13 protein-coding genes and 1 tRNA gene are annotated in these 13,454 nt (G+C 56.9%); 11 read left to right on the top strand and 3 right to left on the bottom strand.

Features of this window, described 5'->3' with window-relative positions; translation table 11 throughout:
• Positions 1-1,592: 1,592 nt before the first annotated feature.
• Together M7439_RS02245 and M7439_RS02250 are read left to right on the top strand one after the other, a co-directional pair.
• The gene (locus M7439_RS02245) at positions 1,593-1,814 is read left to right on the top strand and encodes a hypothetical protein (protein ID WP_298341570.1); all 222 of its coding nucleotides are present in this window, start codon (positions 1,593-1,595) and stop codon (positions 1,812-1,814) included.
• Positions 1,811-2,194, top strand: coding sequence for a type II toxin-antitoxin system VapC family toxin (locus M7439_RS02250; protein ID WP_298341573.1), 384 nt, complete (start codon positions 1,811-1,813; stop codon positions 2,192-2,194). Before M7439_RS02245 ends, M7439_RS02250 begins: the two co-directional genes overlap by 4 nt.
• A gap of 402 nt (positions 2,195-2,596) precedes the next feature.
• On the opposite strand, the gene M7439_RS02255 is transcribed toward M7439_RS02250, so the two are convergent.
• The 3 genes from M7439_RS02255 to sodN all read right to left on the bottom strand — a co-directional run bounded on the left by M7439_RS02255 (position 2,597) and on the right by sodN (position 4,095).
• Complete coding sequence (locus M7439_RS02255; RefSeq protein ID WP_298348954.1) at positions 2,597-3,460, bottom strand: tyrosine-type recombinase/integrase; 864 nt, start codon at positions 3,458-3,460, stop codon at positions 2,597-2,599.
• Positions 3,461-3,568: 108 nt separating this feature from the next.
• Positions 3,569-3,644, bottom strand: a tRNA-Lys gene (locus M7439_RS02260).
• A 37-nt stretch (positions 3,645-3,681) separates the two neighbouring features.
• Positions 3,682-4,095 (bottom strand): superoxide dismutase, Ni, encoded by a 414-nt coding sequence (gene sodN, locus M7439_RS02265; protein WP_298336760.1) that lies wholly within the window; start codon positions 4,093-4,095, stop codon positions 3,682-3,684.
• Between the two features lie 84 nt (positions 4,096-4,179).
• On the opposite strand from sodN, the gene M7439_RS12960 reads away from it, so the two are divergent.
• From M7439_RS12960 to hemL, 9 genes are all read left to right on the top strand, one after another.
• Complete coding sequence (locus tag M7439_RS12960; RefSeq protein WP_374045740.1) at positions 4,180-4,563, top strand: S26 family signal peptidase; 384 nt, start codon at positions 4,180-4,182, stop codon at positions 4,561-4,563.
• A 29-nt stretch (positions 4,564-4,592) separates the two neighbouring features.
• Positions 4,593-5,090, top strand: coding sequence for a hypothetical protein (locus M7439_RS02270; protein ID WP_298341580.1), 498 nt, complete (start codon positions 4,593-4,595; stop codon positions 5,088-5,090).
• 89 nt (positions 5,091-5,179) lie between these two features.
• A complete protein-coding gene (locus M7439_RS02275) occupies positions 5,180-6,421 on the top strand; it encodes a glycosyltransferase (RefSeq protein ID WP_298442469.1) in 1,242 nt (413 codons plus the stop codon).
• Between the two features lie 104 nt (positions 6,422-6,525).
• Complete coding sequence (gene proC / locus M7439_RS02280; protein WP_298341586.1) at positions 6,526-7,311, top strand: pyrroline-5-carboxylate reductase; 786 nt, start codon at positions 6,526-6,528, stop codon at positions 7,309-7,311.
• A 115-nt stretch (positions 7,312-7,426) separates the two neighbouring features.
• Positions 7,427-8,680, top strand: coding sequence for a glutamyl-tRNA reductase (hemA, locus tag M7439_RS02285; protein ID WP_298341589.1), 1,254 nt, complete (start codon positions 7,427-7,429; stop codon positions 8,678-8,680).
• A 13-nt stretch (positions 8,681-8,693) separates the two neighbouring features.
• The gene (hemC, locus tag M7439_RS02290) at positions 8,694-9,584 is read left to right on the top strand and encodes a hydroxymethylbilane synthase (RefSeq protein WP_298442470.1); all 891 of its coding nucleotides are present in this window, start codon (positions 8,694-8,696) and stop codon (positions 9,582-9,584) included.
• 6 nt (positions 9,585-9,590) lie between these two features.
• Entirely contained in the window at positions 9,591-11,048 is a 1,458-nt protein-coding gene (gene cobA / locus M7439_RS02295) for a uroporphyrinogen-III C-methyltransferase (RefSeq protein WP_298341593.1), read from the top strand.
• An 18-nt stretch (positions 11,049-11,066) separates the two neighbouring features.
• The gene (gene hemB, locus M7439_RS02300) at positions 11,067-12,041 is read left to right on the top strand and encodes a porphobilinogen synthase (RefSeq protein ID WP_298341596.1); all 975 of its coding nucleotides are present in this window, start codon (positions 11,067-11,069) and stop codon (positions 12,039-12,041) included.
• Complete coding sequence (gene hemL, locus M7439_RS02305) at positions 12,032-13,333, top strand: glutamate-1-semialdehyde 2,1-aminomutase (RefSeq protein WP_298341597.1); 1,302 nt, start codon at positions 12,032-12,034, stop codon at positions 13,331-13,333. The genes hemB and hemL overlap by 10 nt, the downstream gene beginning before the upstream one ends.
• Positions 13,334-13,454 lie beyond the last annotated feature (121 nt).

Below are 13,454 nucleotides of genomic sequence, written 5' to 3' on the forward strand. Positions count from 1 at the left end.
GCTGGGCTGTGGTTATGAGGAGTCATAGGGCGCGACATGGTAAGGGTAAGCAAGGAATCCGAAATCGTTCATGTCCGTCGATGCCCGGGCCCTGGCAGAACGGAAAATGCGAGTCGCTTAACTTGCGACTTTCGTGACGAATTAGCTCTCCTATGCCACCGTTACTGAGCTGGAGCTGTTCTTAGTTCTACCATCGCTTCGATGATCGGTGAGGCCCCTCGGTATGAGGGTGATCGGGTGTTTCCCAAATCCATGCATGCAGCCAATAACGATAATCTCACGACCACCACTGACAAGGTGAATCCCTTGAGTTTTGCTACCTGGTGTTTGACGCGACGTCAGAGATAGGCGAACGGGACACCTTGATAGGAGCTGCGTTCATTCTGACGTGCAAATCCTGGGGCCGTTGGATGACTTTGCTGCGCAGCGGGATAGCTGTTGTGTGAAACTACTCACCAAATGGGACACTGAACCCCGCTTTCCTTGTCCGAAACCTCACTACCCCTCAGCAACTGGGCGTTGGTGCGCGAGTGTGCTTCGAAACCTGACGCGACGGCAAGTGGTGTTCGAAAGGCTCTGGCATCGCCGGAGGGGGAAGGGTTCGGTTACTTCCGGACGCCTGGGCTGACACTTCCCTGCTGGTGATGTGATGGAAGTCGAGCTCGACCATGCTCCTGGGGAGCTCTGACAATAGACAAGGCGACTCGGTGTTTTGGCGGGTCCGAACCCTTCCCCCAATGTCCAGAGCGCGGCCAGTCACACGCACTCAGTTGATAGGGAGGCGGAGGCAAGAAGGATATGAATAGCTACATCACGGAGCCAGAAGTTACAAGACTACTTGGGCGGGCCCATACAGGGCACTAATCCGCGTGAACACGGGTTGGACCGCCTCCAGTTGTGTAGGGTTCAGTCATCGGCGGGCCGCGTGGTTCACAGACTTCATTTGGACAGAGTAGTCTCTTCCCACCACACTCAGTGAGCTGGTTCAATTCGCCGTCCAACCATCGCTTTGATGGTCAATTGGGTGCTGTGGTGCAAGCTCGGTAGCCGCTATCCACTGCGCAAGTGACGTGAGGCGCGAAGGGGTGTGAGCGAGTGCCTCGAGTTGTCTCGATAGCAATGCGAAATCTGTCTCGTCGGTGATGGGCGCCTTTGCCGCGTTCGAGCGCTCGCTGATCTGGGAGCGCTAGGCGCGGGCATCGAGCTTGCGAAGCGCAAGGGCGTCTACTGGGGCCGAGGTGGTCCCTCGATCCAGATGCGTATTCTGCGTCACTCAACACACTCAGCGCTTTTGAAAGAGTGTTCTGCCAAATTGTTGCACGAGTTAGCGTTGGATCAAGTTGGGGCGAGCATGCCACTTCTGCGCTACCGATCGCGACCAGGGCCTGTAGTGTTCAAAAGGTTCGCCAAGTTGGCGCGTGAATTGTCACGTCCTTGGTCAAGGCAAGGTGAACCGGTGTCCGACGCTCAAGTGGATCCGCCCTGTTGCGGCTCCGGGAAGAGCGATCAATGAACGGCCATGGATTCGTTGAATAGCTAGTCACCACGCGTATGACTGACGTAACGCAACTGATGTGCTAGCATAATGCAACATGAGGATAATTTATCTCCGCAACGTGCCGGACGAGGTAGTCGAACGTCTGGAACGACTGGCTGTCCGTGACCGGATGTCCGTGGCGGCGGTGGCCGTGAGGGAGCTTGAGGAAGTGTCACGCCGGGTGGACAACCTGGTGCTGCTTGACAGTCTCCCGGATCTCGGCGTGGATCCAGCCTCAATTGTCGCCGATCTGGACGCTGAACGCGTCGAGACGTGATCGTTGTAGACGCTTCGGCGGCGGTTTCCGCGCTACTGAACGCTGGCTCTGCTCGTCAGGCGCTCACCGAACAACAGTTGCATGCTCCTTACCTCATCGACTCCGACATCGCTAACGCGCTTCGCCGTAGGGTAGCTGCCTCGCGAATCGACCCCAAGGACGCATGGACGGCACTCGATCACTGGAGGCGACTTGGCATGTTGCGCTATCCCATTTTCCATCTCTTAGGACGTATCTGGGAGCTTCGGGAAAACCTTTCGGCTTACGATGCTTCCTATGTTGCTCTGGCCGAATCACTTGGTTGCGCTTTGCTTACTGCGGACACGAGACTCAGCCATTCTCCAGGAATTCGCTGTCTGGTGACCGTTGTGCCGCGATAGCAAAGGCCGAGGCCGCGAGGACATCGACGCAATCATCACGGCGCGGACGGACGCTGAGGAGTAGTAGAGGTCAAACTCGGGGGAGCGCAAAAGGTGGCGGGCGTCGAATCGCTGCACACTGTCATCGACCAGATCGGCACCTATGTATTCTGCACTGACCCTCACTACCCGCACATTTACCAAGGAGGCTCGCCTAACTGTTACAGCAGTCGTGCTGCGTCCGCTCTCGGTGGCACTTGACAACCCCGATTGAAACTTGATTTAGGCGCTAGTCCAGCAGTGCTGGCTTCGATAGCCGGCAGCCACCGAGTATGGAACTCCCCCTGGGAGGCGGGACGCCACTCAATGCTGAGCGTTCGGTGCGGGTCCGCGTGGGCTTGACAGGTCTAGTACAGGGTGCTGTCATGCTAACGACGGGGCTCTATGTGGCGGACGAGTTGGTTCACAGATAACTGGGTCTCCACTTAACTCGGAGTGATTCACCCTGCAAGCTTCGCGGAGCCTTTCTTGCTGCTCTTCAATGTAGTAAAGGGCGGCTGAGTCAAGCGCAACACGGCGTTCTTGGCGCGACTTCGTCGGCCCGAGATAGGTGCCCGACTCGGTGGTATGGCCAAGAGATCGCGAGACATGAAGGCTATCTGCGCCGATGTCTTGCCAACGCAAAGCACACAGCTCTCCTCTTCTCATACCCGTAAGGGCAGCAAGGGCAATCACATTCACCCACTGGGGGTGGCGCTCCTTGGCTGCTTCAAGGATGCTGTTGAGCTGAGAGACATTTGGGGCGACAATGGCCGTACTGCCAAGCTTTCGTGGTGTCACGAGCAAGGCGACATTGTGCTCGACCCAGCCCCATTTCATTGCCTGGTTGAGAGCACCTCTGATGATGGCATGAGTCTGTCGAATGGTTGCCGGAGCCTTCCCTTGGGCGATGAGGGATCGGTAGAGAGGGTCGAGATCTAGTGCTCGGAGCTTATGGGCGGGGATTGAGCCAATAGCGGGCAGGACGTGGAGTCGGATGCGCCACTCATAGCCCTGCACGGTGGTCGGAGAAAGACCCTCTCTTGTGATCCCAAACCATTCGTTGACAACCTGTTCGGTGCTCACGTCTGAGCTTGCGGCGAGAGAAGTAGAAGAGTCCTGGACCTTGACCAACATCTGTTGTAACTCGCACTGAGCCTTGCGCTTTGTGCCCTTGACGGTCGCCCACTCGCGCCGACGCTTGCCGCTCGCTGGGTCACGCGGCAACTCCACCATCAGTTCCCACACACCAGGCTTCTTCTCTCGCAGTGACCCTCGCACGAGAACAAGCACGGCAGATCGACGATACTATGTCGGTCGAGCTGTGCAGTGCTACCTCAAATATAGCCTCTGGCCTGGTGGGCCGCCAGGGTCTCGAACCCTGCACCTTGGGATTAAAAGTCCCCTGCTCTACCGGATGAGCTAGCGGCCCGTTGGCGCTCGCAAGAGCGAGCGCTCGGTCCTACAGACTACTTCTTGGTCTCCCAAAAGATATCGCTAATCTGTCCAATGCTTGCAAGCAGTTGATCAGCTACGGCAGTGTCGTTGGTGCGCTTCACTTGACTTGTGAGCTTCTTGGCGCTCCAAAATACCTCATGGAGCTGCGGATACTTCTCAAGGTGGACAGGCTGGAAGTACTGGTACCACAGAACGTCAAGATGACGATTGACCTCCTCAGCACGCTGTTCCTTGATCAAGGTGGCGCGATCTCTAAAGTACTGATCATCGGACGCATTGTATTTTTCGACGATAGCTTTGATGGATTCAGCCTCGATCCGTGCTTGTGCAGGATCGTAAACACCACATGGTAGGTCGCAGTGCGCTGAGGCCTTGGCCGGAGCGCGTAGTGTGTCTACCAACGTGAGTATTTTTGTGAGGTACATAAGTTGTCCTTTCTACTGTTGTTATTGGACGACAGTAGCTTACCAGGGTTAGTCGTGTCTGATCGGACCCCTCCCGAGTTCACTGTGCGTCGACGTGCACGCCTAGCGTTGAGTCTCCCTTCTCTAGTGATGGCATCAGGGGCTTTGGCTTGGGCAATGGTGCAACGATATGAGGTGGTTGGAGACTCGATGTGTCCGACGTTGACCCATGGAGACAGGTTGTTGGTCTTGAAGTGGCGATGGGTACCAGTTGGGCGGATCCTCGTTCTGCAGGATTCGCATTCGGACGACCCCTTCATCAAGAGGTTGGTACGCCGTTCGCATTCCTCGATTTGGGTCGAGGGTGATAATTCCCTGGGTTCGACGGATAGTCGTCAGTTAGGTTGGTTCTCGAACAAGAGTGTTGTTGGCTGGGCTATCTACCGTTATTATCCATCCAGTAGGGCAGGAAGCTTGATCGGTGAGTAGAGTAAGTTGGTAGCTGCAAAGGGGTGAGCATGGCGGACCTTCGGGTTCAGATCAACCAATGGTTGGAAGAGGTCGACGAGTTAAACCTCGACAAGACTCCGATAGAGTCGTTACGTTCATTGCGTGACGTCGGTCGCCGACTAGAAAATTCTGTGTCGTATGCAAGGAGAGTACTGCAGACTCGACTAGACATCGCAACCGAGCTTGACGCTACTCGACCGACTTCGATCGTCTCAGTTGTTGCGTCGCATGCAGCTCCATCTCCACTGGCTGAGCGTCACGTAGAGGTTGAGATTCCTGAGGACGATATGGTGAGTGCCGAGACGTATCTCCGCTTGCTGGTTGGCGGTGATCGAACGCACTCGCTAGATCTTCTTGATGAATCGCAGCTAGCTGGCTATCAAGCGCGCCTGCAAGAGGGCGAGCGGACGATCTCTGGATTGCGGCGACAGTTGCATCAACGCCTAGATGCGTTGGGTGGCGAACTGGTGCGCCGTTATCAACAACATCCCGTGACTGACGTATAGGTTCTCCGTCATCCCTGCTTAGGGAACAATAACCGTGCCCTTGCGGTTAGGCTAGCCATGTTAGCCAAGTGTGCCAGGGGTGTTCCATCTTGAGACTTGCAGTGATTAGCTACCATGCCTCTCCCATGGCCGTGCCAGGATCTGGTGTGAACGGTGGCATGAACGTGTATGTGAGGGCTTTGACGACTCATCTTGCCCGTGCTGGGGTAGAGTGCGATATTTTTTCCGCGAGGGTGGGCGCTCAGCACGAGAAGTCCGTACGGCTGGAGTCTGGTCTCTGGCTCCATTCTCTGCCAGTACAACCCAGCGCGCCAGTTGGTTCAGCGCCTGACTACACCGGAATTCCTGAGTTCGCTGACCGTGTAGTGGAGCATATGGTGCGGTCTTCGATCAGTTATGATGCCGTGCATGCAAACTATTGGCTATCTGGGGTCGCTGCACATAGAGTAAAACACGACCTTGATATTCCGATGATCACCACTTTTCATACACTCGAGAAGGCCAAGCGTGCACACGGGGCGTTGGTTGATGACAGATCGAGTCTCAGAATTCATCAGGAGTCTCGCATTCTCGGTTGTTCGGACGCCGTGTTAGCCTCCGGAGACGATGAGGCGAGATGGTTGTTAGAGATGTATCAAGCGCCTGAGGAGAAAATCGTGCACTTGCCTCTTGGCATTGATCGAGCCTTCTTCGCACCCGGGCCGTCTGGGCCGGCCAGAGAAGCCATCGGCTTTGACGATACGATTCCCATCATTCTTTATGTCGGCCGCATCCAGTCGCTCAAAGGGACAGCGTTGGCGGTAAAAACCCTTGTCGAACTGCGTAAACACCGTTCGGCTCGACTCATTATTGTTGGCGGTCCATCAGGCGTAGATGGTGAGCGGGAGTTTGCGCGTGTCTTGGCTCTTGTCGAAGAATATGGCCTTGATGATGCGGTGACCATCGTTGAACCTATGTCACATGAGCTCCTGTCAACGTACTACCGCGCGGCGGATGTGGTTATCGTGCCTTCGGTGAGCGAGTCATTTGGACTCGTTGCCTTGGAAGCCATGGGCTGCGGCACGCCGGTGGTGGCGACGGATGCGGGAGGACTTCGGACGGTTGTCGATGATGGTTACTCTGGGATCTTGGTTAAAGATCGTCAACCATCGGCCTTTGCTCAAGCCATTGAATCGTTGCTGGCGAACCCAGTGCACTATCGAGCGATGTCGCAGAGGGCGTCAGCGTGTGCCGAATCGTTCACTTGGGCCGCCAGCGCGCGAAGGCTTATCGGCGTTGTGGAACGTGTGGTTCAGCAGGAAGTATTGGTTAGCTGCATGAGTTGTGCGTAGCTTCGGCGGCCGGTGGCAGACAAGATCTTCAATTGATCTCCCCCCCCATGACCAGTGCGGTGTTGGCAGGTCGTTTGTATTGCCCGAGTAGCTTGGAGTTTATCATGCATGATTTGCTGGTAGTTGGTGGCGGGGTCATGGGTGGCGCTTTGGCCGTCGGGATTGGTCGTGCCGAAGGCGGACCTCGTTCCGTCGCGATCCTGGATCATAGCCCCGAAAAGGCTCGATCCATTGCCTCTCGTTTTCCAGGTGGCGTTGCGGTTGACAGTGTGGAACCCGCAAAGATGTACCTGTTGGCGGTCAAACCCCATCACATACGTGGTGTGCTCACAGATCTCCCTCCTCATTCCAAAGTAATCTCGGTCGCAGCGGGAGTGCGACTCGATCAACTCCAGACCTGGGCGCCGGCTGGTGGCCAGGTTATTCGAGCAATGCCCAATACAGCCTGTGAGATCGGGGCGGGAGTCATTGCCATTAGTGAGATAGATGACAGCAGTTTCTTGACGGCCACTCGGGAGCTCTTTGGTCTCGTGGGTGAGGTGTTTGTTGTACCTGAGAAGCAGTTCGACGTCGTTAGTGCGCTATCAGGCAGCGGACCTGCCTATGTGTTTTTACTGCTAGAAGCGATGCAGGAGGCTGGCCTTACCCTTGGCCTTCCAGCCTCGGTGGCCCTCGAATTGGCGCGTGCCACCGTCCGCGGAGCGGTACTCTTGGCCGACGCCAAAGGAGAAGACCCTCGGACCTTGAGGTTGGCGGTGACATCTCCAGGTGGGATGACCGCAGCAGCAATCGCTGTGTTTGAAGAGCTTGGCTTGCGACACCAGACACTCGAAGCGGTTCGTGCCGCCACTGTGCGGGCGCAGGCACTCTCAGATCACGCCGGCGAGTGAATGACTGCCGATGTCGGTGTCTGAAGCGGGTCCTAGCGTAACGTTTCGGCTAGGCAGGACTTGTGCGATACACTGAACAAGTCAAAGGTTTGCGTTTTTGTTGCGGTGGTAGTGCATGTCTGTCATACTTTTAAGTATCAACGAGTCCGATGTCGGTGTCGATTTTGACCGATTTGCGCTGACCCGGCCTGGCGAGGATGGGTTGCGTTCATCCCTTAGGGGTCTCGTCGAAGGCGGTGTGATCGAGGAAGCGTTGTTGTTGAGCACGTGCGCACGTACCGAGCTCTACGTCATGGCGGATCAGTTTCACGCTACGGTTGATGAGGTTGCAGCTGCCCTCGCGCAGTCGTTGCAGTTGCCAATAACGGTGGTGCAGCCGGTTACACGTGTGCTCTATGGAAGGGCGGCTGTCCGGCATCTTTTGAGGGTTGCCGGGGGTTTGGAGTCGGCCATAGTGGGGGAGAGCGAGATTCTTTCACAGGTCAAGCAGGCCCTGTCAGCGGCGCGGGAGAGCAAAATTGTCCTTGGCTCACTTGGTCGGTACTTCGAACGTGCACTTGAGGTTGGAAAGCGCATTCGGAACGAGACACTGATTGGTTCTGGAAATGTATCAGTGACCTCGGCCGCCGCTTTGCTGGCCATGACCTCAAATGCGGCACTTGCTGATGGTACTCCTCGTGTTGGCGTTGTCGGTTCAGGAGCTATTGGGTCGGAGGTCGCTCGAGTTTTGGTCGATCATGGTGCTGAGGTGACGTTGATGTCGTCGTCTCCGGAGCGTCGGGATCTTCTTCATCGGGAGCTCAGCGGTGTCAGGGTGGTTGCAACCAGCGAGCTGTCTGGCCAACTCGCTTCGCTTGACACCCTCGTAATGGCCGGATCCGCCGTTCCGATGGTTCTCGATGCTTCAATTCTTGAAGGATTTTCGGGTCTACGCATTATTGATCTCTGTCGGCCGCGCACTATCGAGCGGGGAGTGGCCGAGGTCGCAGGTGTGGTACTTGTGGATCTCGATGATGTCAATCGCTTTGTGTCCGATCAGTTGGCGGAACGGATGGAAGCGGTCGACTCGGTAGAGCTGATCATCGAGACTGAACTCGCCGATTTTGGGGAGCTGGCCTGGCTGCAGGATATGAATCCCGTGCTTCGCGCCCTCTATGAGGAGGCAGAACGGGTTCGCGAAAGCGAGTTAAGCCGATCACTAAAGCGACTCGGGGCTACTGATCCAGGGATGATTGAAGAACTTGAGTTACTGACGCATCGGCTTGTGAACAAGCTGCTGCATCATCCTGCCACGTCATTGCGAGAACAGACAGGAGCAGAGGGCTTCGCGGAGTTTCTCGAAAACTTCAAAACTATCTTCCGGCTGTGACAGCCCATCGATCATGACGACCCCTTTGAAGATAGCTACGCGTGGTTCAGAACTAGCGCTGTGGCAGGCGATGCATGTATCCGCCGCGCTCCCGGTTCCGTCAGAGATTACTGTGGTCGAGACCGAGGGGGATCGAGTACAGGATCGTCCGCTTGCAGAGATTGGCGGTCAAGGGGTATTCGCTAAGGAGATTCAACACCACGTTTTGCACCATCAGGCTACGTTGGCGGTCCATTCTGCGAAGGATCTCCCGAGCGTGACGGTCAGTGGTCTTCAAATTGGCGCTTGGCTCCCTCGCGCTGACCCTCGGGACATGCTTGTCGGTTCTACGTTAGGGGATCTTCCAAACGGTGCCCGTGTTGGGACCTCGTCAATCCGTCGAGCAGCGCAGCTCCTCGCCCTGCGGCCAGATGTCGAGATTGTGCCACTTCGCGGAAACATTCGGACCAGGCTGGAGAAAGGGCAACGATTGGACGCAATCTTTGTTGCAGCTGCGGCGCTCCAACGACTCGATATCTGGCCGGAGATAACGGAAATTCTCAGCCCAGAGTTGATGCTGCCACAAGTTGGACAGGGCGCGATCGCCATCGAGTGCAGAGTGGACGATGATGCTACCCTTGAGATGCTTGCGTCGGTCAACGACTCTGCCACAGAGAAGGCGGTAATTGCAGAGCGGAGTCTCCTTCGGGTCTTTGGTACTGGCTGTAGCCTTCCTATCGGTGGACTTGCCGAGTTGAGCGGCCACGGGCTTATGTTGCGCGCGATGGTGGCAGCCCATGATGGAACGAGAATCCTTCGCGGTTCCGCCAGCGGTGACGAACCTACCCAACTTGGATCCGCACTTGCTCGTTCACTCGTCGAACGAGGAGCCCTTGCGCTGTTAGCTGATTCGGATGGGGAGTAGCATCGGATGGCACGTGTTGTACTGGTAGGAGCCGGGCCAGGAGATCCAGGACTCATCACAGTGCGAGGCTTTGAGTTGCTCAGGTCGGCCGATGTCGTGGTGACGGATTTCCTGGTAGATAGCCGCCTTAAACAGCTGATCCCCGCAGATGTCGATATCGTCGATGTGGGGAAACGGCCGGGTGCGACTTCGTTCTCCCAGGAAGCTATCAATCAAGAGCTCATTCGTCTCAGCCGGTCTCACGGCCTTGTTGTCCGTTTGAAGGGTGGAGACCCATTCCTTTTTGGTCGTGGCGGTGAGGAGGTTGATGCACTCCTTGCGGCAGGTATCTCCGTCGAGGTGGTGCCTGGTGTTACGTCCGCGCTGGCGGCCCCAGCCTACGCCGGCGTTCCAGTGACGCATCGAGGGTTAGCCGATGGCTACATCGTGATCACTGGACATCGACATGCTGACGCTCCCCTTGACTACGATTGGTCGGCGCTGGTCGCGTCAAAACTCACCATCGTGGTCTTGATGGGAGTTGCACGCCGAGGGCTGATCGCCGACGCGCTCATGGCCGCAGGCATGAGCGCGAATACCCCCGTCGTTGTGGTTGAGTCGGTCACCTGGCCCCAGGAACGATCGCTTCGAACAACCGTTGGCCAGCTTGCAGCTCAACAGATCGGATCTCCTGCGGTCATCGTCATCGGGACCACGGCGGGCCTTCACCTGGATTGGCGAGGATCTCTGCCGCTGGCCGGCATGAGCGTTCACCTCTTACGCCCCTTCGATCCGCATGATCGACTTGCTGAAAAGCTACGTGCAGACGGGGCCACGGTGATGCAAGCGCCTGCGATTGAGATCCAGGATCCCTCGGATGGCGGTCGTGCCCTGCGAGATGCGATGCGCAACATCGAGCGATATGATTGGCTGCTCTTTACCTCGAAGAACGGTGTTGAGCGGGCGATGGAAACGATGGTCGATCTGAGACGATTGGCCAACATTAAAATTGCGGTGATCGGCTCCGGGACGCGCGACGCTCTCGAACGCTATCGAGTCGGCAGCGATCTCATGCCCGCTGAGTTTGTGGGCGAAGCGTTGGTCGATAGTTTTCCGGCTGGGTCAGGGAGGGTGCTATTCCCACGGGCGCAGGTTGCCCGTGAAGTGGTACCGGACGGGCTACGCGCCAAGGGCTGGGGTGTCGATATTGTCGAGGCCTATCAGATCGGTGTTCCTGTCCCGTTCATGAAGGAAGATCTTGCTAGCACGATGGACGTCACTGTCTTTACCGCTGCGTCCACGGTGAGGGGCTACCGTGAGCAGTACCCAGGTGTGTTACCCAAGCAGGCGGTTGCCATCGGTCCTGTGACGGCGGACCGCTTGCGAGACCTTGGCGTCGAGCAGATCGTTGTCGCTGAGGAGTATTCGGTAGAGGGCCTGACTGCAGTGATCAGACGCCTCGCCGCCTCGTCGACACAGGAGTAGGTGGGTAGGCTAGAGGGAATGGAACACTTTCGACGCCCACGACGACTGCGTGCGACGCCTCAGATTCGCAATCTTGTGGCAGAGACGCACCTTCATCGTGAGCAGTTTATTCTACCGATGTTTGTCCGTGAAGGACTTGACCATCCTGCACCGATCGCTGCCATGCCTGGAGTGGTTCAACATTCCACGGCGAGCGCAGTGGAGGAGGTCCGCTCTCTTCTTGACCATGGAGTGGCTAGTGTACTCCTCTTCGGGGTGACTGATCATAAGGATGAGGATGGTAGCTACGCCTGTCGTGCTGATTTTGTGCTCCAACGCACGATCCAAGCGCTGAAGGAGACCTTTGGTGATGAGGTCTTTGTGATCAGTGACCTGTGTCTCGACGAATACACCACGCATGGGCACTGTGGTGTGCTGGATGAGCGAGGGAGGGTAGACAACGACCGTACCCTCATTCGTTACCAAGCACTGGCGCAGTCGCTGGCGCAGGCTGGCGTTGACATGGTGGCTCCCTCTGGGATGATGGATCATCAGGTCGCGGCGATACGAGAAGCGCTCGATGATAGCGATGCTGTTGACTGCGGCATTTTGGCCTACTCGGCCAAGTACGGGTCGGCCCTGTACGGGCCATTTCGAGAGGCAGTTGACGTTGAGATCGCTAACGGAGGCGACCGACGGGCGTACCAACAGGATTATCGCAATCAGCGAGAGGCGCTCTTTGAGGTTGAGTTAGATCTCGCTGAGGGTGCAGACATGGTGATGGTGAAGCCAGCATCGTTCTATCTTGATGTCCTTTCCAAGGTCCGTTCGGTATGCCCGGTCCCGCTGGCTGCTTACCAGGTTTCAGGCGAGTACTCGATGATTGTGGCGGCCGCAGCGGCGGGATACATCGATCGTCAGCAAACGATTCAAGAGTCACTGACGGCCATCGTTCGCGCTGGAGCAGATTGTGTACTGACGTACTTTGCAAAGGAGGCGGCAACATGGCTGTAATCGACGAGGACGCTATGACGAATGAGGCTGCGTTCGCTAGGGCCTGTACGTCGTTGGTTGGCGGAGTCAACTCGCCAGTACGTTCCTTTAATGCAGTGGGGGGAGTCCCCTTCTTCGTGCGTGAGGGTCACGGTTCCTATGTTGTTGACGTTGAGGGCCGTCGTTATCTCGATTACATCCAGTCCTACGGAGCGATCATCCACGGCCACGGCGATCAGCGAATCTTAAGTGCACTGTACGAAGCGGCTCGCCGTGGAACAACCTTCGGGGCTCCGACGCTTGGTGAGGTCAGATTAGCGGAGAGTATCAAGGCGAAGGTACCTGGAGTCGACCTGGTACGTCTCACGAATTCAGGCACCGAGGCGACTATGACCGCGCTGCGCCTAGCTCGTGGCGTGACTGGACGTTCCAAGATTATCAAATTTGAAGGATGCTATCATGGGCACTCGGATGCCTTGCTGGCTGCAAGTGGTTCCGGAGTCGCATCGCTGGGTCTGCCTGCGTCGGTTGGCGTGACTGCTGCGGCGGTACACGATACGGTGGTACTCCCCTTCAACGAAGTTCCTCAGATCGGTGAGGATATCGCCGCCGTTATTGTCGAACCAGTCGCCGCCAATATGGGACTGGTTCCAGCGGCACCAGGCTTTCTATCCCAGCTTCGCTCGCTCACCACACAGGCCGGTGCCTTGCTCATCTTTGATGAGGTGATCACTGGATTCCGTGTGGCAGATGGTGGCGCATCGACCCTGTTTGGCATCACGCCAGACCTATGGTGTTTTGGGAAGGTGATTGGTGGGGGACTACCAGTCGGCGCCCTGGCAGGCAGAGAGGATCTGATGGCGCAGCTTGCGCCAACGGGCCCGGTCTACCAAGCGGGGACACTTTCTGGAAATCCACTAGCGACGGCGGCCGGAGCTGCTGCGCTTGATCAGCTGAACGTGGCCAGCTATCGAATGTTGGCCGGGCGGGCTGAACAGCTGGCATTGGGACTCACCAAGGTGATCGAAGAGGCCGATCTTGCCGTTCAGGTCCAGCGAGTGAATGGACTGCTTGGACTCTTCTTCGCTGATGAACCCGTCACCAACTATCGTCAGGCGGTTGCATCGGTTGAGCGGGGAGTCTATCCCTACTTCTTCCACGCGATGCTCAAACGTGGCATAGCGCTCGCTCCCGGACCCTATGAGATTCTGTTCCCTGGGCTTGCGCATACCGTCGATGATATTGACAAGACCATCGATATTGCCTCAGCAGCAGCGGCTGAGGCTCGTGACCAGTGGCATCAACACCACTAGTTTCTTGGACCTTCTGGAGGGGCTGAAGCGGTCGCGCCACCATCGGGTGGTTGACTATCTTCCAGCGATAGGGCTGCCGACTCGACCATACGACGGCCACTAGCAGGCCGGAGGCCCTAGA

It is taken from the genome of Ferrimicrobium sp., assembly GCF_027319265.1.
In the GTDB taxonomy this organism is placed as follows: Bacteria; Actinomycetota; Acidimicrobiia; order Acidimicrobiales; family Acidimicrobiaceae; genus Ferrimicrobium.